Origin of the sequence: Halomonas pelophila (genome assembly GCF_040196315.1) — a bacterium.
Lineage (GTDB): Bacteria > Pseudomonadota > Gammaproteobacteria > Pseudomonadales > Halomonadaceae > Halomonas > Halomonas pelophila.
Genome location: NZ_JBEGCI010000002.1, coordinates 18,046 through 42,052 on the forward strand (window position 1 = coordinate 18,046; position 24,007 = coordinate 42,052).

The window sequence follows — 24,007 nt, forward strand, 5'->3', positions numbered from 1 at the left end:
TCGAAAATCAAACGGCCGTATGAATTCCTGTAGGGAGATGCGTGGATGATCTATCAAGGCAATGCCATCACGGTGGCGCGGGGTCCCGAGGGTGGCGGCGATGACATCGCCAGGCTCACTCTCGATCTGAAGGACGAGTCCATCAACAAGCTCTCCAGCGCCGTGATCGAGGAGCTTGGTCAGGCGGTCGAGGCGATCCGTGCCGAGCGGGGCCTCACGGGGCTTCTGATCGGCAGCGCCAAGGAGGTCTTCATCGTCGGTGCCGACATCACCGAGTTTCACGGCATGTTCGAGCAGGGCAGTGAGTCGCTTGCGGCCATGCTCGAGCGCGTGCACGGCATCTTCAACGCCATCGAGGACCTGCCGTTTCCCACCGTCACCGCGATCAACGGCCTGGCGCTGGGCGGTGGCTGCGAGCTGACCCTGACCACCGATTTTCGCGTCATGGCCGAGTCGGCGAAGATCGGCCTGCCCGAGACTCAGCTCGGCATCCTGCCGGGCTGGGGCGGCTGCGTGCGCCTGCCGCGGCTGATCGGCGCCGACAACGCCGTGGAGTGGATCGCCGGCGGCAAGGAGAATCGCGCCGAGGCAGCCCTCTCGATGGGTGCCGTGGATGCGGTGGTGCCCCAGGCGGAGCTCGAGGCGGCGGCGCTGGACATCCTGGCCCGCGCCAACAACGGCGAGTTCGACTACCGCGGGCGCCGGGCGCAGAAGCAGGCCCCGCTTAACCTCGGTCCCATCGAGCAGATGATGGCCTTCGAGACCGCCAAGGGCTATGTGGCCGGCAAGGCGGGCCCGCACTACCCGGCCCCGGTGGAGGCTATCAAGGTCATCCAGAAGGGGGCCGGCGAGACCCGCGAGCGCGCCCAGGCCATCGAGGGCAAGGCCTTCGCCAAGCTGGCGCTCTCCGATGTGGCCTTCAACCTGGTGGGGCTGTTCCTGAACGACCAGGTGGTCAAGAAGAAGGGCAGCCGCTACGAGCGCCAGGCCCGCCCGATCGAGCAGGCCGCGGTGCTGGGCGCGGGCATCATGGGCGGCGGCATCGCCTACCAGAGCGCCTCGAAGGGCACGCCGATCCTGATGAAGGACATCAAGGACGACGCCATCGAGCTCGGCCTCAAGGAGGCACGCAAGCTGTTCGCCAAGCAGGTCGAGCGCAAGAAGCTGACCACCGGCCAGATGGCCGAGAAGCTGACCAACATCCGCCCGACGCTCTCCTACGGCGATTTCGATCATGTCGACCTGGTGGTCGAGGCGGTGGTCGAGAACCCCAAGGTGAAGGATGCCGTGCTCACCGAGGTGGAAGGACAGGTCGGCGAGGAGACCATCCTCACCTCCAACACCTCGACCATCTCTATCACGCGTCTGGCCGAGAACCTCAAGCGTCCCGAGAACTTCTGCGGCATGCACTTCTTCAACCCGGTGCACCGCATGCCGCTGGTCGAGGTCATCCGCGGCGAGAAGACCTCGGATGCCGCCGTGGCGGCGACCGTGGCCTACGCCCGTGCCATGGGCAAGACCCCCATCGTGGTCAACGACTGCCCCGGGTTCCTGGTCAACCGGGTGCTCTTCCCCTACTTCGGCGGCTTCAGCCAGCTGGTGGCGCAGGGCGCCGACTTCCAGCGCATCGACAAGGTGATGGAGCGCTTCGGCTGGCCGATGGGCCCCGCCTACCTGCTCGACGTGGTGGGCATGGATACCGCGGTGCATGCCGGCGAGGTGATGGCCGAGGGCTTCCCGGAGCGCATGGCCGGCATGGGCGGCGATGGCGACCGGAGCGCCATCCAGGTCATGGTCGACCACGACCGCCTGGGCCAGAAGAACGCCAAGGGCTTCTACGCCTACGAGGAAGACCGGAAGGGCAAGCCGAGAAAGGTCGAGGACGCGGCGGCCATCGACCTGGTCAAGGGCGTGGCGAAGGAGAGCCGCGAGTTCTCCGACGAGGAGATCATCGCCCGCATGATGGTGCCGCTGTGCCTGGAGGCCGTGCGCTGCCTCGAGGACGACATCGTGGCAAGCCCGGCCGAGGCCGACATGGCGCTGATCTACGGCATTGGCTTCCCGCCGTTTCGCGGCGGCGCGCTGCGCTACATCGACGCCATGGGCCTTTCGGCCTTCGTCGAGCAGGCCGACCGCCTGGCCGAGGAGCTGGGGCCGCTGTATGCGCCCACCGAGCGGCTGCGCGAGATGGCCCGCGCCGGCGAGCGGTTCTATCCCGCCCCGTCCCTGGCCTGAGGCCACGACCCACGATCGGCAAGTGTCGGACAGAATTCCAAGGAGTAATCGATGAGCGTGAATCCGAGAGACGTGGTGGTGGTCGACTGTGCCCGTTCCGCCATGGCCAAGGCCAAGCAGGGGGCCTTTCGCCACGTGCGGGCCGAGAACCTTTCCGCCGCGGTGATGCAGGCGCTGCTGGACCGCAACCCGGGGCTTGACCCGGCCGAGGTCGACGACGTGATCTGGGGCTGCGTCAACCAGACCCTGGAGCAGGGCATGAACATCGCCCGCAACGCGGCGATCCTGACCGGCATCCCGCGCAGCGTGCCGGCCCAGACGGTCAACCGCCTGTGCGGCTCCTCCATGAGTGCGCTGCATATCGCCACGGCCAACATCCGCGCCGGCATGGGCGATGTCTACCTGATCGGCGGCGTCGAGCACATGGAGCACGTCGGCATGACCCATGGCGTCGACGTCAATCCGGCGGCCAGCCGGCACGTGGCCAAGGCGGCCATGATGATGGGCCTGACTGCGGAGTTGCTAGGCAAGATGCACGGCATCTCCCGCGAGGAGCAGGACGCCTTCGGCGTGCGCTCCCACCAGCGCGCCCAGGCGGCCATGGAGAACGGCGGCTTCGATCGTGAGATCGTCGGCATCGAGGGCCACGACGCCCGGGGCTTCCGGGTGCGGGTCGATCGGGATGAGGTGATCCGCGCCGACGCCAGCCTCGCGAAGATGGCCGAGCTCAAGCCTGCCTTCGACCCGCGCGGGGGCACCGTCACCGCCGGCACCTCCTCGGCGCTCTCGGTGGGCGCCGCCGGCCTGGTGGTGATGAGCGGCGAGCGCGCCCGGGCCCTGGGCCTTACGCCTATCGCCCGCATCCTCTCCACCGGCGTGGCCGGCTGTGATGCCTCGATCATGGGCTACGGGCCGGTGCCGGCCTCGAAGCAGGCGCTGAAGGCCGCCGGCCTGACCATCGACGAGATCCAGACCGTAGAGCTCAACGAGGCCTTCGCCGCCCAGGCGCTGCCGGTGCTCAAGGACCTGGGACTGCGCGATGCCATGGAGGAGAAGGTCAACCTCCACGGCGGTGCCATTGCCCTGGGCCATCCGCTGGGCTGCTCCGGTGCCCGCATCAGCACCACCCTGCTCAACGTGATGCAGGAGCGTGACACCACCCTGGGCCTGGCCACCATGTGCATCGGCATGGGGCAGGGCGTGGCCACGGTGTTCGAGCGGCTGAGGTAGCCTAGAGCTCTCGGGCCAGGCCAAGCCACGACGCAGAACGTACGACGGCACCCCCAGGGGTGCCGTCGTACGTTGTGAAGGGGCGTTGTGGCGGGGCGTTTCGGCCCTTGTGCTCGGCTCGCTGCCTCGTGGGATGGCGATCAGTCGGTCTCGGGTACCATGCCGTCCTCCTCAATCCACCCCCGCTCGCGGTAGTAGCGCAGGGCGCCCTTGTGCAGGGGCGCGGTGAGTCCGTCCCGAATCATCTCCTCGGGGGTCAGCACCCCCAGCGCCGGATGCGAGGCCTTGAAGCGCTCGAAGTCGTCGAAGACCGCGGCCACCAGCCGGTAGACCACGTCCGGATCGGTATCCGCCGAGGCGACCAGGGTGGCCTTGACCCCGAAGGTGTGCACGGCCGGCTGGTCGGGGCCGTAGAGGTCGGCGGGGATCCAGGCGCGGGTGAAGTAGGGGTAGGCATCCACCAGCAAGTCGACGATGTCACCCTCCACGTCGACCAGGACGGCATCGCACAGCCGGATGGCCTTGGCCACCGACGCGTTGGGATGGCCCACCGTATAGACCATGGCATCGATGTTGCCGTGACACAGCTCCAGCGCCTGCTGATCGGCCGGCAGGTGGTGGATCGAGCTGAAGTCGCTGCGGCTCCAGCCCTCCGCGTCCATCAGCCGCAGCATGGTGCCCCGCTGGCCCGAGCCTGGGTTGCCGATGTTCACGTTGTGCCCGGTGATGTCCTCCAGGCGATGGATGCCGGCGTCCCGTCGCGCCACCAGGGTGAAGGGTTCGTTGTGCAGCGAGAAGACCGAGCGCAGGCTCTCGTCCGGCCCATCCTTCTGGAATCCCTCCGTGCCCAGGGTGGCATAGAGGTGGAGATCGGACTGGGCGAAGGCGAGCTTCAGCTCGCCCCGTCGCAGGGCCCTCAGGTTGGCGCTGGAGCCGTCGGTGGGCTGTGCCCGGCAGGGCATCTCGAGGGTGCGGCACAGCGCGCGCCCGACCACATGGTAGACCCCCGAGGGGCTGGCGGTCGCGATGACCAGGGGCTCCTCGTCCTGTGCCGCTACCGGACCCGAGAGCAGCAGGCCGCCCAGGAAGGCGGCCAGGAGTCTGGTGGATACTTTCATGATTCACCTCATGCGAGATCGTCGGCGAGGGTCCACTGTGGCGGAGGCGGAACCTGGGCATGGAAGAGCCAGGTACCACCTGACCTGGCCTGGTCGACGGGGTACTATTGGACTGTTTTTCTTTCTGCTTCGCGATCTTGCCAAGACACCCTTGAGGTATAGCATGACGCGCTCGAGGGGAGAGGTGGTGTTCGTCATGCTTTAGGAATAGAAGTCACTCTTTCGAATGAGGCCCGTCACAGGATGCCGGCGTCCAGTCCCGCCGCCATCGCCATGCCCAGCTCCTCTACCTGGTCGACGAAGCCCTCTTGCCACTCGCCGCGCAGGAGCAGCGGTGCCTGCACCCACTTCCAGCGCAGGCCGGTGACGATGCTCTCCACGGCGCGCTTGGTGCCGGTGCCGTCATGGCCGGCGCGAACGTAGAGCGCGCAGGGCAGCCCCTGCTGCTCCTCGAGCACCGGATAGTAGCTGCGGTCGAAGAAGTCCTTGAGCGCGCCGCTCATGTACCCGAGGTTCTCGGGCGTGCCGAGCAGGATGGCATCGCAGGCCCGCACGTCCTCGGGGCCCGCCTCCAGCGGCGGCTTGATCACCACCTCCACGGCCTCGATGTCCGGATGGCGCGCGCCGCGCGCGGCGGCCTCGCGTAGTCGTTGTGTATTAGGCGAGGGCGCATGGGCGACGATCAGCAGGCGGGGCATGGCGATCTCCGGGGGTTGAGGGTCGCCCGCCATCATGGCCGCTGGCGGGCGCGTCGACAGGGGGCGCGTCGCTCTCGTCATGCCTCGTCAGCGCTCGCGGCGAGCCGACCAGTGGCGCTGCATCTCCAGGAAGGTGATCGAGGCCGACCAGGTGATCAGCATCAGGCCGATCAGCGCCTCGGTGCCGGTAGTGAAGCGGATCGGTCCCGTCGGCACCAGGTCACCGAAGCCCAGGGTGGTGTAGGTGATCGCCGAGAAGTAGACGTAGTCGAGGAAGTTGAGGCTCGCCATGCCGACCAGGTCGCCGGTCAGGGGGTGCGCGCCGAGCAGCGCGAGGGCCACGGCGAAGAGCCAGATCTGGGCGACATGGGTGCCGAACAGCACGAAGCTCAGCATCAGGAAGCGCGCGCGCAGCGAGCGCCGCGACGTCTCCAGGTGCTGCCAGAGGCGCAGTGATACCTCGTAGTGCATCAGGATGCAGATCAGGACGGTGACCATGGTGATCGCCACCGCCCAGAGATGGCCGTTGTAGAGGGTGGCAACGAGCACGATGGGCATTCCCTTGAGCGGATAGAGAGCAAGACTAGCGCGATCCCGACCCCGCCGTCACGGGCGCGGCGGGGCGCGTGAGCTCACTTCGTGGCGATCGTGATCGCGGCTATTGCCGTTGCAGCTGGCGCTCCAGGCGTTGCAGTCGAGGATCGTCGGGCTGCAGTCGGCGCAGCCGCTCCAGATGCGACAGCGCCTGGGGGATATTGCCCGCGGCGGCATTCAGGTAGACCGCGGCATAGAGCAGGTCCGGCGCCTCTGGCGCCAGGCTGAGCCCGCGTTCCAGGGCCGCCAGCGCCTGCGGCTTGCGACCCAGGCGATCGAGCAGCAGGGCGCGATTGTAATGGGTGCGCACGTGCTCGGGGCGCCATTCGGCGGCGCGGTCCAGCCAGCTCAGGGCCTCGTCGAAGCGTTGCGCTTCGGCAAGCGACAGGGCGAGCAGGTAGGCCAGGTGGGCGCGGTCGGTCGGCGGCATGTCCTCCAGCGCCAGGCCATCCTCCAGCACCCGCTGCGCCTCCTGCGCCTTGCCCCGCTGCGAGAGCAGCGTGATCAGGTTGCTCCGGGCGGGCAGGAAGTACGGATCCATCGCCAGCGCCGCCCGGTAGTGGGTGATCGCCTCGTCCGCCCGGCCACTCCGGCTGAGCAGCACGGCCAGGTTGAGACGATTGCCCGGCAGATCGGCGTTCTCTCTCAGGCGACGCTCGTAGTCGCGTCGCGCGCGCAGGAGGTCATCGCGCCGCGCCTCGGGCAGTCGCATCAGCGAGACGCCGGCCAGCGCCTTCACCACCTCGTCGCGCACGGCCAGCAGCGGATCATCGAGCAGCGGCAGCAGCAGCGCCACCCTGGCCGCGTCGGGCGCGCGGGCGAAGGCAGGGACGCCGGCGGCGCGTACCAGACCGGCCTCGTCGACCAGGGCGGCCTCCAGGGTGGGCAGCGCCGGCACGCCGAAGTCGGCCAGCGCATCGACCGCCGTGGCTCTGACGATCGCCGGCGTGCCCTCGTCGGCCGCCAGCCGCTGCAGGTGGGGCAGGGCGTCATCGCGCCCCTGACGGGCGGCGGCGAAGATCTCGCCGTAGTGGGTGGCGCCGCCCTCGGCACGGGCGAGATCGCCGAACCATGTGGCGATGCTCGTGGCCGCCCGTTCGGGGGCCATGTCGTCGTGGCAGCTGGTACAGGCATCCGGGCTGCCCGTGGCCTCGTTGAGATCGGGGCGCGGCACGCGAAAGCTGTGGTCTCGCCGGGGATCGACCACCATGTAGGTGGTCTCGGGCATGTGGCAGCTCACGCACTGTGCTCCCTCGCTGCCGGGAGGGTGATGGTGATGCTCGACGCTGTCGTAGTCTGTCGGTGTGATGCCGGGAAACCGTGAGGGGGGAGCGGCATTGTGGCACTGGGTGCAGACCGCATTTCCCTCCAGGCGCAGGCGGTTCGTGTGGGGATCATGGCAGTTCGTGCAGGTCACGCCTTCCTGGTACATCCTGCTCTGGGCGAAGGAGCCGTAGACGTAGACCTCGCCCTGGATCTGGCCGTCGGCGTGGTAGAGCCTCTCCGTCAGAAGGCTGGGCAGGGCGCTGTCGAGCAGCGGCTGGCCATGTGCCGGGCCCATGCCGAGGGGCTGGCGGCGGCTGTGGCAGCGGGCGCACTGGCCAACGAGTTGCTGGCCCGATATGGCGTCGAGATCCACGCCCAGCCCCTTGTCGGTGGCGCTCATCTCATCGCGGGGCGGCGAGGGATCATCAGAGCGGGGTGACCATGTCTCGGCCCACTCGAGGTGTTGCCGGCTCGGACCGTGACAGCTCTGGCAGCCCACGCTCTGCTCATGCCAGGTGGTGGCGAAGCTATCCGTGGTCGGGTCGTAGTGTTTCTGCAGGTTGGTGGAGTGGCAATCGGCGCACATGGCGTTCCAGTTCTGGTAGCGCCCCTGCCAGTGCAGCGGGTCATCCGGCGTGAACGCCTGCCCCGGGTAGAGGGAGAACCAGCGTTGCCCGCCGTCCTCCGCCTCGCGTGAGTCCCAGGCGATGGTCAGGCTCTGCAGCCGGCCGCCCGGCATCTCGATCAGGTACTGCTGAAGCGGAAAATAGCCGAAGGTGTAGGCGATCTCTCGGGTGGCCTCGGGCTCGCCGGGGCCCTCGAGGGTGACGAGGAAGCGTTCGTCCTCCCGGTGAAAGTGCGCCTTGACGTCTCCCTCCGCGAAGCGGGCATCGGCAAAGTCGCCGAGCACGTTGTCCGGGGTCGCCTCGCGCATGGCCCAGCCGTGGTCGGAGTCCTGCCAAGCGGCCGTCTGTTCCTGATGACAGCCCGCGCAGCTGCCTTCCGGGGCATAGCCCTCGGCCTCGCTGGCCAGGCGCGGCGAGGCGGCCTGGACGCTGCCGACGAACAGCAGCGTCAGCAGTGCCGCGATCGCCAGGCGCCGCATCGGGCGGCGAGTGAGGGGAAAGCCGGGGGTGGTGACGGGTGAGGCGTTGGCGTCCACTGCGATGGCGCTCCCTGTGTCGTGCTGTGTCGTGTCGGTGCATGGCGTCCAGACGTGACCCCGCCATGGCCACCCGGGGTGGCCATGGCGGAGACGATCGGCCGCTTACTGCATGGCCTTCGAGGCGAAGTCCTCGATGATGTTGGACATGTCGAAGGAGGCGCCGCCCTGCACCGGCGGATATTCGGCCAGCGAGGTCAGGTGCTGCTCCATCAGCACCGACATCGGTTGGATGAGCCAGGAGACCTTCTGCATCAGGTGGCCGTAGCTGTCCGTCGAGTCGTAGCTCTCGTAGGGATCCATGCGGATGTTGAACACCAGCGGTACGGTCCTCGGCACCACATTGGCGTAATAGTCCTCCTTGGTGGAGAAGTGGAACTTCCAGGGGCCCATGCGCACCGCGGTCAGCTTGCTCTCGTAGTAGTGGAAGATGTGATCGCGGGCGGAGTGGTCGCTGTCGCCGCGCCAGTAGGGCAGGTTGTTGACGCCGTCGATGTACTGATCCATCTCCGTCTTCACGCGCTCGACCGGATCCTCGATGCCGGCCGCCACCGCCAGGCTGGTGAACATGTCCTGATGGGCCTGGATGCCGTTGCGCACGCTGCCGGAGGGGATTTCCCCGGGCCAGCGCAGCACCGAGGGCACCCGCACGCCGCCCTCATAGGTGGTCATCTTCTCGCCGCGGAAGGGCGTCGTGCCGCCGTGGGGCCAGGAGCTGTGCTCGGGGCCGTTGTCGGTGGAGTACCAGACGATGGTGTTGTCGGCCAGGCCCTGATCCTCCAGCCAGTCCAGCACGTTGCCGATGTCGTGGTCGTGCTGCAGCATCCCCGAGCCGTGGATATCGGCCTCGGAGGTGTGCTCCTCCGCAGCGTAGCGCCACTCGTCGCCGAGACGGGTGTAGAGATGCATGCGGCTGGTGTTCAGCCACACGAAGAAGGGGTCGCCCGCCTCCTTGGCCCTTTCCATGAAGTCCAGGGCCAGAGGAATGACCTCCTCAGCATCGAAGTTCTCCATGCGCTCGCGGGTCAGCGGACCGGTGTCCTCGATGGTCTGGGCGCCGATCACCCCGAAACGCGGCATCTCGGTATCGTCGAACTCCTCGGTGGCGAAGGTGTGCAGCACGCCGCGGGTGCCGAACCGCTCCTCGTAGGCCTCCAGCGAGCCGGAGAACGCCTCGCCGAAGCGCTGGTAGTCGCGCTGCTCCGCCTCTTCCTGGGTGTTGAGGTGGTAGAGGTTGCCGAAGAACTCGTCGAAGCCGTGCACGGTGGGCAGGTGCTCATTGCGGTCGCCCAGGTGGTTCTTGCCGAACTGGCCCGTGCGGTAGCCCTCCGCCTTCAAGAGCTCGGCGATGGTCGGCGACTCGGCCTGCAGGCCCAGGGGCGAGCCGGGCTGTCCCACCGTGGTCATGCCCGAGCGGATCGGGTACTGCCCGGTCAGGAAGGCGGCGCGTCCCGCGGTGCAGGAGGGCTGGGCGTAGTGGTCCGTGAACAGCACCCCCTCGTCGGCGATCCGGTCGATATTGGGCGTGGCATAGCCCATCACCGAATGCTCGTAGCTCGACAGGTTCGTCCAGCCGATGTCGTCGCCCCAGATCACCAGGATATTGGGGGGACCATCGCCTCCGCCGGCCGCGCTCGGCGTCGTTGCGCCGGACTCCTCCTCGTGTTCGCCAGCCCATGCCGAGCCGCCCAGGGAGAGCGCCATCACCGCCGCTATCCCCACCGTTGTTTTGTTCATCCTCATCCTGACCTCCGAGTACTCGTGATACGTCCGTCGATCCTGGGCATGAACGGGCTCGCTGGGGAGTCACCTCGACGTCGGGCCGCACGCCCACTCCCTCAAGCTAGCCCACGGCGCGGCGTTGGCAAGAAAGGGCGTGGCCCCGGCAGGGGAACCCCGGTGCGTGCGCCGAGGCGCGATGACGCTGTCTCGGGGCGCTGCTAGGATGAAGCCATTCCTCATTCGGGTGACCGGCCCGCGCGCCCCGGGCGCGGGCCGGTCACCCCCGCAAGGACGACACGATGACCCGCTCCCCCGTCGCCGAGGCGGCACCCGCTCAGGATCACCTCTCGCCGCTCAAGCTGACGCGCGTCGGCATCGATACCTACCGGGAGAACGTGGCCTACATGCACCGGGAGTGCGACCGCTACCGGGCCGAGGGCTTCCAGGCGCTGGCCAAGGTGGAGGTGCGGGCCAACGGCCAGCGCATCCTCGCCTCGCTCAACGTGGTCGACGATGCCTCGATCGTCTCCTGCGGGGAGCTGGGGTTATCCGAGGACGCCTTCGCCACGTTGGGGGTGGCCGAGGGCCATCCGGTGAGCATCCTGCAGGCCGAACCGCCGCCATCGATTCCCGCCCTGCATCGCAAGATCGCCGGCGAGCGGCTGACCCGCGACGACTTCCTGCATATCGTTCAGGACATCGCCGAGCGGCGCTACTCTAAGATCGAGCTGACCGCCTTCGTGGTGGCCTGCGATCGCAACGAGCTCGACCGCGAGGAGGTGTTCTACCTGAGCGATGCCATGAGCCGGGTGGGGCGCCGGCTCGACTGGCACGAGCATCCGGTGGTCGACAAGCACTGCATCGGCGGCATCCCCGGCAACCGCACCTCGATGCTGGTGGTGCCGATCGTCGCCGCCCACGGCCTGCTGTGCCCCAAGACCTCCTCCCGCGCCATCACCTCGCCCTCGGGCACCGCCGACACCATGGAAGTGCTGGCCAACGTCGACCTGCCCTTCGAGGAGCTGGGTCAGCTAGTGCGTACTCACCGGGGGTGCCTGGCCTGGGGCGGCACCAGCCAACTCTCGCCGGCCGACGACGTGCTGATCTCGGTGGAGCGCCCGCTCTCCATCGACTCGCCGGGACAGATGGTCGCCTCGATCCTCTCCAAGAAGGTCGCCGCCGGCTCCACCCACCTGCTGCTCGACATCCCCATCGGCCCTCACGCCAAGGTGCGCTCGATGCCCGAGGCGCGCCGGCTACGCCGGCTCTTCGAGTTCGTGGCCGGGCGCATGGGCCTGACCCTGGACGTGGTGATCACCGACGGCAGCCAGCCGGTAGGGCGGGGCATCGGTCCCGTACTGGAGGCCCGGGACGTGATGCGAGTGCTCACCAACCACCCCGAGGCGCCCATGGACCTGCGCCTGAAGGCCCTGCGCCTGGCCGGGCGAATGCTGGAGTTCGATCCGGACGTGCGCGGCGGCGACGGCTTCGGCCTGGCGCGGGAGATCCTCGACTCCGGCCGGGCTTTTGAGAAGATGCAGGCCATCATCGCGGCCCAGGGCGCCAAGCCCTTCGATCCCGAGCAACCGCCGCTGGCGCCGCACTGCGTGGAAGTGACCGCTCGCTCCGGCGGCGTGGTGACCGCCATCGACAACCTGCAGCTGGCGCGAATCGCCCGGCTCGCCGGAGCGCCGCGGGCGATCGGTGCCGGGGTCGACGTGCTGGCGCGAATCGGCGATGCGGTCGAGGCCGGCCAGCCGCTGTATCGCGTCTATGCCGCCTACCCCAACGAGCTGACCTTCTCCCGCCAGGCCAGCGAGCGCGACAGCGGCTTCGCCATCGGCCGGCCCGACCAGATCACCCGACTCAACGTGGAGTGCTGATGACCCCCGTGCTGCTCTACTGCGACGACGAGGCCGCCGCCGCCTGCCGCCTGGCCGAGGCCGCGGGGCTTTCTGCCGCCGCCATCGAGCGCCACCGCTTCCCCGACGCGGAGCTGCGCCTGACGCTGCCCCTCCATGACGCCCCGGCCTTCCCCGAGACCCTGGTGATCTATCGCAGCCTCGACCGGCCCAACGACAAGCTCGTCGAGCTGCTGCTGATCGCCCGCCACGCCCGGGCCCGGGGCGTGCGCCGGCTGGTGCTGGTGGCGCCCTATCTCGCCTACATGCGCCAGGACATCGCCTTCCACCCCGGCGAGGTAGTCAGCCAGCCGCTGATCGGCCACTTCCTCGCCGAGCTGTTCGACGCGGTGATCACCGTCGACCCCCACCTGCACCGCATCGATCGCCTCGACCAGGCCATCCCCCTCGAGCACGCCATCGCGCTCTCCGGCGCCCCGCGACTCGCCGAGCTGATCGCCGAGAAGCGCGCGAACCCCCTGCTGGTCGGCCCCGACGCCGAGGCGCGCCAGTGGGTGCAGAGTGCGGCCGCCGTGACCGGGTTCGAGGTCGGCGTCTGCCACAAGACGCGCAACGGCGACCGTAACGTGGCGATCAGGCTGCCTGACCTCGAGATCAAGGGCCGCGAGGTGGTGCTGATGGACGACGTGGCGAGTTCCGGCCACACCCTGGCCCGTGCCGCCGAGGCGCTGCTGGCCGCCGGAGCGGCCTCGGTGGACGTGGCCGTCACCCATGCGCTCTTCGCCGGGGATGCCCTGGCGGTGATTCGCGCCGCCGGGGTGGGGGAGGTCTGGAGCACCGACTGCATCGCCCACGAGAGCAACGCCATCGCCATGGCGCCGGTGCTGGGGGAGGCGTTGAAAGGGCTCGCGACGGCAGGGGGATAGATGTCCGACCGCTCCATGCTCAAGGTCTACTATGACGCCGACTGCCCCATCTGCCGGCGCGACAGGGCGCGCTACGAGCGCTGGGCCGGGGAGGCGTCCGCCTCGGTGGCGTGGATCGATGTCAACCGCCACGATGAACGGCTGCGACGACGCGGCGTGGAGCCCAAGGCCGCGCTGCTGTCGCTGCACGTGGAGGATGCCCAGGGTCGCATCGTCGACGGTATCGATGCCTATATCCTGCTGATGCGCCGCGTGCCACGACTGCGGCCGCTGGCATGGCTGATCGGACTGCCGGTCGTGAGGCCGCTACTGGCGAGGGCCTATCGGCGCTGGGTCAGGCGGCGCCTGGCGCGGCAGGGGCGATTGCCATGAGCCGCCCCCGCCGGTGGCCTACTGTTTGTCCTGCCCCGCTTCGGGCTTGTCACTTCCCTGGTGCCCTAATGCCCCGGCCTGATCCAGGCGCGGATGGTGGTCGAGGAACTCGCGATGCGGGTCCGGCAGGGCGTCCAGGGCCTGGACGGTGTGGGTGATGGCGTGGATCGCCGCCAGCACGTCCTTGGTGTAGCCGGTCTCGGAGATGGTGTGCATGTTGCGGATCGGGAAGCCGATCGAAGTGGCCACGCAGTCCACGGCGGCGAGCACCCCGGCCATGCCGTCGGTGCCGGTGTCGGGCCCCACGATATCGCGCTGCATGGGGATGCCCCGCTGCCGGGCGGTGGTCTCGACGATCCGGTTGAGCTGCTCGCTGGCGATGGCGCCCACCGACATGGTGAAGCCCTTGCCCATCTCCAGCGGTTGCATGCGACGATCGCCGATGCCCGGGGCGGCCACGTAGTCGTGGTTCACGTCCACGGCGATGATGGCGTCGGGGCGTAGCTCTCCGGCCAGCACCCGACTGCCGAAGCGGCCGATCTCCTCGTAGCTGGCGATGGCGAACAGCACGCGCACCTGCTCGGTGCCGCCCGCCTCGGCGATCAGCCGCGCCACCTCGGCGGTGACGAAGCAGCCCAGGCCGTTGTCCAGGTAGGCGCCGTAGAAGGTGTCCGGGCTGAAGCCTTCACGGATCGGCCGGTTCAGCAGGATGGCATCGCCGGGGCGCACGCCGAGATTCTCCACCTGCTGCTTCTTGTTCTCGCCGTGGATCTGCAGGTCGAGGTAGATCTGCTCCTTCTTGATGCCCTTCTCTCCGGAGCGCTGTGCCGGGTCGGAGAAGTGGATGGCGCCCAGCGCCTCCACGGTACCGCCCTCGAGGCGCCGATAGCGGCCCGGCGCCGCGGGATCCTCGCTGAACAGCGTGACCTCGTGGCCGATCAGCACGCCCGGCAGGAAGGAGTCGGTGTTGATCCAGATCTTGCCGTCCTCGCCGATGGAGCGTACCTGCATGCGGATCTTGTCGGCGTGGCCGATGATCATCACCTTGAACAGGTCGTCGCGACCCGGGTGGGTGTCGAGCACCACGCCCGCGTGGCCCTTGAACTGCTGAAGCTGCCAGTGGGCGGGGGTGGTGGCCTCGAAGCGGGGCTTCAGCACGCCGTAGGTCATCGCGCCCTCGAGTCCCACGGGGCTCGGGGCGGCGAGGATGCGCCGCATCAGGTCGAACTGCGCCTCGGGCATGGCCTGGGTCCAGGGGGCTTGGGGATCGCTCATGGGGCTTCTCTCTCGATGGTTCTGGTAAGGGATCGGGTCATGGTTCTTGTCATGGATCGGGTCATGGCGCCGGGCCGTGTTCCACAGGATGCGGCCTCGCGCCGCAGGCGCGCAAATCAGCGACGCAGCCAGTAACCTCGGCCCAGGGGGCCCGGCGGCTCGTCGATCATCGGGGAGTGAGCTGGGTCGCCGACGGGCCAGGGCGGGGCGTGACCCGCGGGCGCCTCGGCCGCCAGCAGCCGACGGATGCGTTCGCGGGTCGAGGGATGGGTGCGCAGCCACTCGGGGCCGGCGGGCGGATGGCGGCCGAAGAGCGCCAAGAGCCAGCGGCCGTGACGGCGCTCCAGCACGGCCAGGGCCGAGGCCAGGCCCTGGGGGTCGCCGGTCAGACTCGCGGCCTCCAGGTCGGCGGCGTATTCGCGGTGTCGGGAGAGGGCCAGCTGCAGCAGGGTGCTGAGGGTGGGCGAGAACGCCACGATCAGCAGCACCCCCCAGGGCAGTCGCAGCTCGCCGGCCAGTATCATGGGCAGCATCAGCAGCAGGCTGACCTGCAGCACGGTGGTGAGGAAGAGCGTCAGGCGCGTCATGGCCGCGGCCATCGACATCACTCGGGTGTCGCCATGGCGCAGGTGGCTGACCTCGTGGGCGAGCACCCCGGCCAGTTCGCGCATGGTCAGGGTGCGCAGCAGGCCGGCGGTGACGGCGATGCCGCCGTCGTGGCGAGTGCCCACGGCGAAGGCGTTGAGGTCGGGGGACGGCGTGTAGAAGAGCTGGGGCGGCCCGGCGAGTCCGGCGCGTCGATAGAGGGCGTCGAGCAGGCGATAGAGGGTCGGCGCCTGATGGCGCTCGACCAGGCCGGCGCCGGCCTCGGCGAGGATGACCCGGGCCGGCACCCAGCTGCCGGCCAGCGCCCCGACCACTGCCGCGCCGAGGCTCATCAGCAGGCCGAGGCCGCCGGCCAGCAGGTAGCCGGGGACCGCCAGCACCAGCGCCAGCCCGCCCATGATCAGCAGGGTCTGCAGGCCGTTCTTCAGGCGGCTTTGCTCGCGACGCGCGGTCTCGGTCGTCATGAGGCGCGGTGACCTGAGGAGGGTGGGCGATACACCCAGTATCCCTCGTCGAGGCGAGGCTGTCATGGCCGGCGACGGCCCCGGCGGACGGTGATGCAGGCAGGCCAGGCCCCTCGCGGGGCCTGGCCTTCAGGGAATATGCAGGGTGTCTCGTCAGTCGCCGTATCGAACGGGATGTCGTGACCGGCTCGAGCCTCCGTGGCCTTCGCGCATGGTCTTGGAGCTAGCGAGACAGGCGTTGCATTACCGTCGATGTCACTTCCACCAGCGATCCTGATCCTGCTGGAAGCCCCGTGTTTCCCGGCGCTGGATACGCTCGGTTCCCATCATCTGTTGGCTCTCCGGTTGGCTCAGTTCCTGATGCAGGCGAGCACTGCGCTCTTCCAGAAAGGTGGAATCGCCAGCCAGGGAGGCACTCACGGAGAACAGACTGATCACCAGGATGGCCGTCAGGGTTGTGAGTTTCATGGGACGCCTCGTCGTGTCGTGTCGTGGCGCTGACGCTGTGGGGTCGGTCCGGCGCCAACCATCGAACCGATCCGCAAGTGTCCAACTTCGCAGGGATCGCCGGTCGGGTGCGGGCGTGCCCTGGCGGACACTCGGGGTGCCGGTCGTCAAGGCGTGCTGAGCAAGAAGAGGGTCGCGTGAAGAAGGAGGTGGCTGGAATTCACATGACCGCCGTGGTTCTTTGCGCTGGCCTTCCGGTCGCCGCTGCGGGCACCTTGGCGCTGGCTCTAATAGTATAGTGCCCGGCGCTCGCGGCGCGGGACGCTGGCGCCCGAAAGCGCCGCCTGGCCGGCGAAAATCAGGTGTTCGACTGGGCGTCGCCGCGGCCCCATCGGCCCCTGAGATGACAAAGGTAGGGCGCTGGACCCGGGCCCCGGGGCGGCGACCCGCGAGGCCCCGCGGCGCCTCGTCCCGGCTTTTGCTTCGGGCCCTGCGTTCAGCCCCTGTCTTCAGGCCTTCAGCCGGTGCAGGGTGTCGACCAGCCGCTGGCACAGGGCGTCGAGGGTCTGCTGCTGCCCATCGTCGATGAGCCGGCCCCGGTCGTCGAAGGCCTCGGCGGCGCGGGCCACGGCGAGCTGGTCGGGCAGCACTGTCACGCCGATGTTGGTGAGCAGCTGGCGGGTCAGCGTCAGGCTGCGCAGGCCGCCGAGCCCTCCCGGGGAGGCGGAGACCACCCCGGCCAGCTTGCCCGCGAAGAGCGCAAGGCCGCTCTCGCCCTGGTGGGGGCGGCTCAGCCAGTCGATGGTGTTCTTGAGTAGCGGGGTGATGAAGCCGTTGTACTCCGGCGAGGCGATCAGCAGGCCGTCGTGCTCGGCCAGGCCGCGCCGCAGCACCAGGGCGTTCTCGGGCAGGCCCTGCTCGGCCTCCAGGTCGCCGTCGTAGAGGGGCATCGGGTGGTCACGCAGGTCGATGAAGGTGGGGCGACCGCCCGCCCGCTCGATGCTCTCGGCGGCCTGGCGGGCCAGGGCCTTGTTGTACGAGCCGGCGCGGGTGCTGCCGGCGAAGACCAGGATGCGGGGGTGGGGCTGGCGATCGGTCATGGGAGCTCCTCGTCGTTCCGTCGATGTGGCGCGCCTCCCGAAGAGGGAGGCGGGGCCTGCCATACCATCCTCGGGGTCATGCCGTATTCTGGGGCCGTCGGCCACCCGGTGGTCAAGCCTGTCGTGCACCGTATGCGTCGGCGAAGTCGCGTCGGCCAAAGTCCCCTGTCATCACCGGATCTCGGCGATCACCTCGCCGGTGGCCTCGCTCAGCCCTATCTCCTGGAAGCCGAGGCCGGCATAGAAGTCCCGGGCGACCTGGTTGGTGGGCACATAGCAGATCAAGATGCGCTCGAAGGGCCCCTGCGCCCTGATCTCGTCCAGCACACACCGCAGGGCCCGGTGCCCGATGCCTCGTCCCTGGTGGTGTCGGTCGACCATCAGGCGAAAGATGCTGTAGGCGGGAGGCCGTCCCTCCTGCTCGAACGACTCGTACATGAGAAAGCCCGCTACCTCGCCGTCGCAGTGAATGGCGCGGGGTCGGAGGGTGGGCTGGAAGGACGATTCGGCAAGGGAGTAGAGGTTGCTGGCCACATAGCCGCGCTGGGAAGTCGCCACCTCCAGCGCGATGACGGCCTCGAAGTTCTCGCGGGTGACCTGCTTCAGTACGACGTCCATGGGGTGCTCATCTTCGCGGAGTGTCAGGGGCGGCCCGGGCAGGGGCTCGCGGAGCGGTCATTCGTGGGTCGGGGGTATCCGTATGCTGCGGGACACCCTGCCCAGCCGGGGGCTGGTGATGTGGATAGTCACCTCGCCCTCACCCTGGATCACCCATCCGGTATGGGCCTGGTGGCTGTTGCCGCGGGAGCGCTGGTACCAGGGCATCTGGGCGCCGTCGCCGAGGCCCCGGCCCCAGCCTTCCAGGTGGCCCAGCCGCTGGCGTGCCTGGGCGGGGTCGTGGAGTCGACAGCCCGTGGTGCTGGCCTCGGCTTCCAGTCCACTGTTCCAGGGACGCTGTCGGGCCGCCTGGACGCCGTAGCTCGGCAGGTAGCCATGGTTGGCGACCGTCACGTCCAGGGCATGGAACCCCTCGCCCAGGGGCGTGCAGTGCACCGCCTCGATGACGAGGCGCGGCATCATCGAGGCGACCCGCAGCCAGTAGCTGCCCAGGCCGTCGCAGATCGCCGGCAGCTCTTCAGGCGGCGGGTTCCAGATGCCGAGGCACGGGTCCAGCCCGCCGACCTCCACCTCGCCCAGCTGAGGGTGCGTTATGGGATGCCAGTCGACGAACAGCCGTCCGCCGTTGCTGACTCGATCCCACCGGGCGAGCCGCGCCATCTGCTCGCGGTCCAGCGCGGTGTAATGGTCGATGAAGCGTTCGGGACGGGGCAGGTCGAGGCGCTGGAAGAGGTCCCAGAGCTCGCAGACCTGGGCCAGGCAGCCGCGCTGGTGATAGGCGAATTCGATGAGGTCGCCATGCAGCGGGGTCTCCGGCTGGTAGCTGAACTCCTCGAAGCTGCTCACGGTGGGGTAGCCGGTGAACGAGGCGCCCCAGGCGGCGAGCTGTCGGTAGACCGCGAGGTCCTGGGGGTCCATGTCACGGTCCGGGGCATCGACCAGCGGACGTATGAAGACCCCCCCGAAGGTGTGGAGGTTGAGCCAGGCGTAGAGGTTTGGGTGGGCGAGGGCGAAGTCGATGATGGCCCGGGTCTCGGGTGCGTCGCCGGGGTAGTGGCCGGCGCCGACCTGATCCGGCTCGGGCCGCCAGCCCCAGGGAAAGTTGCGGTTGAAGTCCGGGGTGTCGGCCAGCCAGTCGGGCTCGGGAACCGTCACCCCATCCCAGTGATCGATCATCCCCTCGGGATAGAGCCGCCAGTAGGGAGGTGGGTCCTCCACCTGGCGAGGCAGCATCAGGCCCGGGTGGTCAGGTGAGGCGACGAAGTCGCCCGCCTCGTCCTGGCAACGCAGGTAGCGGCAGCGATCGTCGCCATCCAGGTCCTCGCTGCGCCAACTCGGGCGAACTGGGCTGCCGGGGGTTCGCCGAGGGGCGGAGCGCACGAAGCCGCCCTGGCGCAGCACCTGCTCGGCGCCGTCCGGCGAGATGCGCGGGCAGACATGGAACACTACCTCCCGCAGATGCCGGCACTGGTGCTCGGGCCAGTCGACCGGCAGTCGGTCCGGGGCGAGGTGCAGCGCCAGGACCATCTCTGCCACCGCCAGGGCGGCGCTGGAGCCGGCCAGTTCGGTGCCGTGCATGTTGCCGTCCACCCAGACGGCGGGACGCCGGCGATCCGGTTCGGGGCCGAGGGTCAGCACCCAGATGTCGCGCCCCTCGGGGCTTACGCCAATGCTGTCCAGGCGGGCCAGTCGGGGATGGTCCTGTGCCCAGGTCTCGAGCTGGCGGGTCAGCGCCTCGTGGCTGAGGTAGCGGCGGCGGAAGAGGCCATTGAAGGTGTCCTGGGTCATGCCGATGCCTCGCCGTGTCGTGCTGTCAGTATGGCGCATCCGTGGGGAAGCGGGCCTCGGCAGGGCGGCTTATCCCTCCCGGGCCCGCTGTGCCAAGCTGACAGCGGGATGAGCAACGCGACGATGCGAGGCCATATGAACGATCGGCGGCGGGACGCGCTGGAGCAGGAGCATCGGCCGGAGATGATCGAGCGGCGGCTTCGAGCCCCCTCCCGTCACCGGCACCTGCCCGACGCCATCCTCGGCGGTATCGACGGCTGCGTGACCACCTTCGCCGTGGTCACCGGAGCCTTCGGTGCAGGGTTCTCCTCCACGGTCGCGCTGGTGCTGGGGGTCGCCAACCTGCTCGCGGACGGCTTCAGCATGGCGATCAGCAACTACGAGGCGGTCCATGCCCAGCGCGAGCATGTCGACGGGGTGCGTCGCGCCGAGCATCACCATATCGACGTGGTGCCGGAGGGGGAGCGCGAGGAGATCCGCCAGATCTTCCAGCGCAAGGGGTTCGCGGGGGAAACCCTGGAACGGGTGGTGGAGACCATCTGCAGCAATCGCGAGACATGGGTAGAGACCATGGTGTCCGAGGAGCATGGCCTGCAAACGGTCGGACTCAGCCCGATGCGCTCGGCGTGGGCGACCTTTCTGGCCTTCATGGTCGTCGGCGCCATGCCGCTCGTGCCCTATGCGATGCCTTGGCTCGATCCCACACGGCAGTTCCTGACGAGCCTGGCGGTGGCCGGGCTGATGTTCTTCCTGATCGGCATGGGCAAGAGCCTCGTCTATCACCAGCCGCTGCTGACGTCGGGGCTGCGAACCCTGCTGATCGGCGGGGCCGCGGCGGGACTGGCCTTCTTCACCGGCTACTTGGCACAGGCGATGTTCGGCGTGGGGCCGTGACGGGGGTGCGGCTCGCGATGCTCAGGAGGCGGAAGTGTCGCCGCTCGGGTCGACGAAGGCGCTGCGATGGTAGGCGGCGGCCGCTTCCACCTCGGCCATCCCACAGCTGCCAGGCTCGGGGGGCGGCTCGCCGGCCAGCACCGAGAGCACTGCCCGGGTGCCCCGGGAGAGCGACTCGAGGTTGTAGCCGCCCTCCAGCACGAAGACCAGGCGGCCGTCGCAGTGTCGCTCGGCGAGTGACCGCAGCAGGCCGGTCATGGCCCCGAAGCCCTCGTAGGAGACGTTCAGCGCCAGGTCGTGCCAGTGCGGGTCGAAGCCCGCCGAGACCAGGATCAGATCGGGGCGGAACCAGTCCGCGGCGGGGAACAGGATGTCGCGAAAGGCCTTGAGGTAGGCCTCATCCCCGGTGCCCGCGGGAACCGGAACGTTGATGATGGTGCCCTCGCCGCGGCCGGCGCCGATCTCGTCGAGCTGACCCGAACCGGGGTAGAAGGGGCTGGCGCGGTGGATGTCGAAGAACAGCACATCGGGATCGGCCCAGAAGATCTCCTGGGTGCCGTTGCCGTGATGGGCGTCCCAATCGATGATCATCACCCGCCGGCAGCCCAGAGCTTCTCGGGCGTGGGCGGCGGCCACCGCGACGTTGTTGAACAGGCAGAACCCCCTCGCTCGAACCGGCTCCGCATGATGGCCGGGAGGGCGCACCAGGGCGAAGGCACTCTCGGACCGGCCCTTCATGACGGCCTCCACGGCGGCGATGGAGGTGCCGGCGGCGACCTCGGCGGCCTCGATGCTGCCCGGTGAGACCGCCGTGGTATCCACGTCCAGCCAGGCATTCTGACCGCGCAGGTCGAAGATCTCGTTCAGGTAGGAGGTGGTATGGACCCGGCCAAGCTGCTCGCGGGTGGCGGCTCTCCCTGGTTCGAAGACAAGCCCTGGAATCGGTTCGCGCTCCAGCAGATGGTGAATGGCCGTCAGGCGTCCAGGGTGCTCCGGATATTTCCAGGGGGTGCCGAGCCCGGCGAGCAGCTGACGGATCCGCTTGTCCATGCGGTCGGGCAGGAAGGGCACCTCGATGTTGGGCTGGTGGTCCAGCATTCGCTCGTCATAGAAGGTGATCACACGGGTCTGGCTAACCACGATGGCGACTCCCGAAGGGTAGGACGGCACCCGGGAGCGGATGCCTGGCTACACCATAGCCGGGTTGCGTGGCGGCCTGCATTCAACGCAGGGCGCCTTGTCGACCGGCACGGGGCTGGCGCGCTTGTGGCCGAGCAACGTAGGCTGGGGCGCATCGTCACCCGGCAGGAGTCCGCCAATGGAACACTTCATGCAGGCCGCACTCGAGGAGGCCCGTCAGGGGCTCGATGAGGGCGGCATCCCCATCGGCTCGGTGCTGGTGCACCGCGGCGTCATCCTCGGCCGCGGCCGGAACCGTCGCGTGCAGCTGGGCAGCGCGGTGCTGCATGGCGAGATGGATGCCCTGGAGAACGCCGGGCGCCATCCGGCCGAGGTCTACCGGGAGAGCACGCTCTATACCACGCTTTCGCCCTGCGCGATGTGCAGCGGCGCCATCCTGCTCTACGGCATCCCCCGGGTGGTGATCGGCGAGAACCAGACCTTCCTGGGCGAGGAGGCGCTGCTCAAGGAACGCGGCGTCGAGGTAGAGGTGTGGCAGGATCCCGAGTGCATTGCGCTGATGGCGTCCTTCATCGCGGCCTCGCCCGAGCTGTGGCACGAGGACATCGGCGAGTAGCGCTTAGCCGTCGGGGCTTGGCGAGACGCCCTTGATCCGGGTCAAGCCGGCCGAGTACTGCTACCTTGAGAGCATCTGCTCCGGGATGACGCCTCGTCGCCTTGGAGCAGGATGCGAGTGACATCGCAGCCGCTCGTTCGGGCTAGCCTGGCAGATGGTCTCCAGCCGCCAGGGCGCGTGCGCCCGGCATGATGTTCTTCTCTGTCTTTGGAGACAGACGCTGCCAGGACCTTCATCTTGCCGACTCTCCGCCTTTCCGGGCCGTTTCTCCGCGCCCTCCGTGCCCCATGATCCTCCCCCTGCCGCGTGCCGTGTGCTTCGCGTTGGGCGCGGCGATGATCGGGCTCGTGGTCGTGCCGACCGAGGCGGCATTCGACCGAGGTCTCAGTACCTCCGAGCTCGTCACGGGGCGCCTCTTCTGGGGGGCCGTGGCCGTGATGGGGGCCTGTTGCCTGCAGCGCGCAAGGGCGCCCGGCCGGCGACTCCCGCGGGACCATCTCTCGCTACTGCGTAACGGCCTGCTCATCGGGTGGGCGACCATCTTTCTCTACAGCCTGGCGCTCGAGACCAACGACGTGACCCCGGTGATCATCACGCTGGTCGGCACGTCGGCCGTCGTCGGGTTCCTGGTCGAGACCTCAGGGCGTCTGCGCCTCGAGCATGTCTTCATCCTCACCTCCGTTCTGGTGGCGTTGATCGCCACGGTGCTCTCGGCGCACAACGCCCGTGCACAGGTCTCCTGGTCGCTCTGGGCGGCCGTGGTGAGTGGTGCGATCTACGGTCTGCTGCCCGTGCTGCTGCGTAGCCGGCATGCCGCCGACGACCTGGCGTCCGTCGGCTGGTACCTCGCCTACGGGTGCATCATCGCCGCGGCGCTGGCGCTGCTGACCACCGACACGACGCTCTCGGCCCTGCTCGAGGCCGCCGGCAACGGCGATGTCATCCTCGCGGGCGTGGTGGGCACCGGCCTCGGGTACACGCTGCTCCAGCTCGGCGTGGCCCGAGGCGCTGGGGACGACCCCCTGAGCCCCGGGGTGGCGGGCCTCCTCTACGGTTTCGAGCCGATCACGGCGATCATCGCGGCGGCGCTCTGGCTGCGACAGCCGATCTCGCCCGAAACGCTCTTCTTCAGCGGCGCCTTCCTGCTGCTGGCGTTCTCGGCAGGGTCGGTGCTCAAGGCGCAAATGGACTGAGCCCGAGGCGTCGCGGTCCCGGCCGATGGCGATACGCCCTTGATATGGATCAATGCGGGGGAGCGGGGCGAGACTATATTTACCTTGGGCGAGCCCTCCCCGGCGTGTTCTCCCGGGCTTCCCCGCTCGCTCCCCTTACGATCCGATCAAAAGGAGGTAGCGTCATGGCCAAGAAAACCGCTAAGGATGTCCCGGTCTCCACCGAGTCGTCTGCCCAGCCGACGGAGTCCCGGGCGATGAGCCCGTTCCGCGAGTTCGACCGCATGTTAGAGAGCTTCTTCGATCGCGGCCGGATGCCCTCCCGCTGGGAGAACCCCCTCTGGGAGCGCTTTGCCGCCTTCGAGAAGGGCATGCCCAAGGTCGATATCATCGACCGGGACGCCGAGGTCGTAGTGCGGGCCGAGGCCCCGGGCTTCGAGCGCGAGGAGCTCGATGTCTCGGTGACCGACGGTGCGGTGACCATCAAGGGCGACCACCGCGAGGAGAGCAAGAAGGAGGAGGGCGAGTACTTTCGCTCCGAGATCTCTCACGGCTCCTTCACGCGCACCGTGGCCCTGCCCGGCGAGGTCGACACCGACCAGGCCAAGGCACGCTTCACCAACGGCGTCCTGGAGCTGACGCTGCCGAAGCTCAAGCGGGCCAATCGCCGCAAGGTCGAGGTGAAGTAGCTCGGGCGCTAGC

At 68.7% G+C, this 24,007-nt stretch carries 21 protein-coding genes; 9 read left to right on the top strand and 12 right to left on the bottom strand.

What is annotated here, in order from left to right:
• Positions 1–45: 45 nt before the first annotated feature.
• Positions 46–2,235: a fatty acid oxidation complex subunit alpha FadB gene (gene fadB, locus ABE957_RS01840; protein WP_349756968.1), complete on the top strand. Its 2,190-nt coding sequence runs from the start codon at positions 46–48 to the stop codon at positions 2,233–2,235.
• A gap of 51 nt (positions 2,236–2,286) precedes the next feature.
• Positions 2,287–3,465 (top strand): acetyl-CoA C-acyltransferase FadA, encoded by a 1,179-nt coding sequence (fadA, locus tag ABE957_RS01845; protein WP_349756969.1) that lies wholly within the window; start codon positions 2,287–2,289, stop codon positions 3,463–3,465.
• Positions 3,466–3,605: 140 nt separating this feature from the next.
• Here fadA and ABE957_RS01850 read toward each other — a convergent pair whose 3' ends face one another.
• The 5 genes from ABE957_RS01850 to ABE957_RS01870 form a co-directional block, all read right to left on the bottom strand.
• Positions 3,606–4,583, bottom strand: coding sequence for a TAXI family TRAP transporter solute-binding subunit (locus tag ABE957_RS01850; RefSeq protein ID WP_349756970.1), 978 nt, complete (start codon positions 4,581–4,583; stop codon positions 3,606–3,608).
• A 236-nt stretch (positions 4,584–4,819) separates the two neighbouring features.
• Positions 4,820–5,281 carry a flavodoxin family protein gene (locus ABE957_RS01855; protein ID WP_349756971.1) on the bottom strand — a complete coding sequence of 154 codons (462 nt, stop codon included), beginning with the start codon at positions 5,279–5,281 and terminating at the stop codon, positions 4,820–4,822.
• 87 nt (positions 5,282–5,368) lie between these two features.
• Positions 5,369–5,830 carry a potassium channel family protein gene (locus ABE957_RS01860; protein WP_349756972.1) on the bottom strand — a complete coding sequence of 154 codons (462 nt, stop codon included), beginning with the start codon at positions 5,828–5,830 and terminating at the stop codon, positions 5,369–5,371.
• A 109-nt stretch (positions 5,831–5,939) separates the two neighbouring features.
• Entirely contained in the window at positions 5,940–8,303 is a 2,364-nt protein-coding gene (locus ABE957_RS01865; protein ID WP_349756973.1) for a tetratricopeptide repeat protein, read from the bottom strand.
• A 105-nt stretch (positions 8,304–8,408) separates the two neighbouring features.
• A complete protein-coding gene (locus ABE957_RS01870) occupies positions 8,409–10,040 on the bottom strand; it encodes an arylsulfatase (protein WP_349756974.1) in 1,632 nt (543 codons plus the stop codon).
• Positions 10,041–10,324: 284 nt separating this feature from the next.
• On the opposite strand from ABE957_RS01870, the gene ABE957_RS01875 reads away from it, so the two are divergent.
• The 3 genes from ABE957_RS01875 to ABE957_RS01885 are packed head-to-tail and all read left to right on the top strand — an operon-like array spanning position 10,325 to position 13,185.
• The gene (locus ABE957_RS01875; RefSeq protein WP_349756975.1) at positions 10,325–11,908 is read left to right on the top strand and encodes a thymidine phosphorylase family protein; all 1,584 of its coding nucleotides are present in this window, start codon (positions 10,325–10,327) and stop codon (positions 11,906–11,908) included.
• Complete coding sequence (locus ABE957_RS01880; protein WP_349756976.1) at positions 11,908–12,813, top strand: ribose-phosphate diphosphokinase; 906 nt, start codon at positions 11,908–11,910, stop codon at positions 12,811–12,813. The genes ABE957_RS01875 and ABE957_RS01880 overlap by 1 nt, the downstream gene beginning before the upstream one ends.
• Complete coding sequence (locus ABE957_RS01885) at positions 12,814–13,185, top strand: thiol-disulfide oxidoreductase DCC family protein (protein ID WP_349756977.1); 372 nt, start codon at positions 12,814–12,816, stop codon at positions 13,183–13,185.
• Between the two features lie 18 nt (positions 13,186–13,203).
• Here the strand turns inward: ABE957_RS01885 and ABE957_RS01890 are convergent, their stop codons facing one another.
• From ABE957_RS01890 to ABE957_RS01915, 6 genes are all read right to left on the bottom strand, one after another.
• Entirely contained in the window at positions 13,204–14,460 is a 1,257-nt protein-coding gene (locus ABE957_RS01890) for a M20/M25/M40 family metallo-hydrolase (protein ID WP_349756978.1), read from the bottom strand.
• A gap of 116 nt (positions 14,461–14,576) precedes the next feature.
• Positions 14,577–15,530, bottom strand: a complete 954-nt coding sequence (locus tag ABE957_RS01895; RefSeq protein ID WP_349756979.1) for a zinc metalloprotease HtpX — start codon at positions 15,528–15,530, stop codon at positions 14,577–14,579.
• 255 nt (positions 15,531–15,785) lie between these two features.
• Positions 15,786–15,998, bottom strand: coding sequence for a hypothetical protein (locus tag ABE957_RS01900; protein ID WP_349756980.1), 213 nt, complete (start codon positions 15,996–15,998; stop codon positions 15,786–15,788).
• A gap of 488 nt (positions 15,999–16,486) precedes the next feature.
• Complete coding sequence (locus ABE957_RS01905; RefSeq protein ID WP_349756981.1) at positions 16,487–17,077, bottom strand: NADPH-dependent FMN reductase; 591 nt, start codon at positions 17,075–17,077, stop codon at positions 16,487–16,489.
• A 171-nt stretch (positions 17,078–17,248) separates the two neighbouring features.
• Entirely contained in the window at positions 17,249–17,695 is a 447-nt protein-coding gene (locus ABE957_RS01910; protein ID WP_349756982.1) for a GNAT family N-acetyltransferase, read from the bottom strand.
• Between the two features lie 57 nt (positions 17,696–17,752).
• Positions 17,753–19,483, bottom strand: a complete 1,731-nt coding sequence (locus ABE957_RS01915) for a M14 family metallopeptidase (RefSeq protein ID WP_349756983.1) — start codon at positions 19,481–19,483, stop codon at positions 17,753–17,755.
• A gap of 135 nt (positions 19,484–19,618) precedes the next feature.
• Here ABE957_RS01915 and ABE957_RS01920 point away from each other — a divergent pair, with 135 nt between their 5' ends.
• Positions 19,619–20,377: a VIT1/CCC1 transporter family protein gene (locus ABE957_RS01920; RefSeq protein WP_349756984.1), complete on the top strand. Its 759-nt coding sequence runs from the start codon at positions 19,619–19,621 to the stop codon at positions 20,375–20,377.
• A 21-nt stretch (positions 20,378–20,398) separates the two neighbouring features.
• Here the strand turns inward: ABE957_RS01920 and ABE957_RS01925 are convergent, their stop codons facing one another.
• Positions 20,399–21,517, bottom strand: coding sequence for a histone deacetylase family protein (locus ABE957_RS01925; RefSeq protein ID WP_349756986.1), 1,119 nt, complete (start codon positions 21,515–21,517; stop codon positions 20,399–20,401).
• A gap of 178 nt (positions 21,518–21,695) precedes the next feature.
• On the opposite strand from ABE957_RS01925, the gene ABE957_RS01930 reads away from it, so the two are divergent.
• The 3 genes from ABE957_RS01930 to ABE957_RS01940 all read left to right on the top strand — a co-directional run bounded on the left by ABE957_RS01930 (position 21,696) and on the right by ABE957_RS01940 (position 23,994).
• Positions 21,696–22,133 carry a nucleoside deaminase gene (locus ABE957_RS01930; RefSeq protein WP_349756987.1) on the top strand — a complete coding sequence of 146 codons (438 nt, stop codon included), beginning with the start codon at positions 21,696–21,698 and terminating at the stop codon, positions 22,131–22,133.
• 287 nt (positions 22,134–22,420) lie between these two features.
• Positions 22,421–23,326 carry an EamA family transporter gene (locus tag ABE957_RS01935; protein ID WP_349756988.1) on the top strand — a complete coding sequence of 302 codons (906 nt, stop codon included), beginning with the start codon at positions 22,421–22,423 and terminating at the stop codon, positions 23,324–23,326.
• A 164-nt stretch (positions 23,327–23,490) separates the two neighbouring features.
• Positions 23,491–23,994 (top strand): Hsp20/alpha crystallin family protein, encoded by a 504-nt coding sequence (locus ABE957_RS01940; RefSeq protein ID WP_349756989.1) that lies wholly within the window; start codon positions 23,491–23,493, stop codon positions 23,992–23,994.
• Positions 23,995–24,007: the final 13 nt, after the last annotated feature.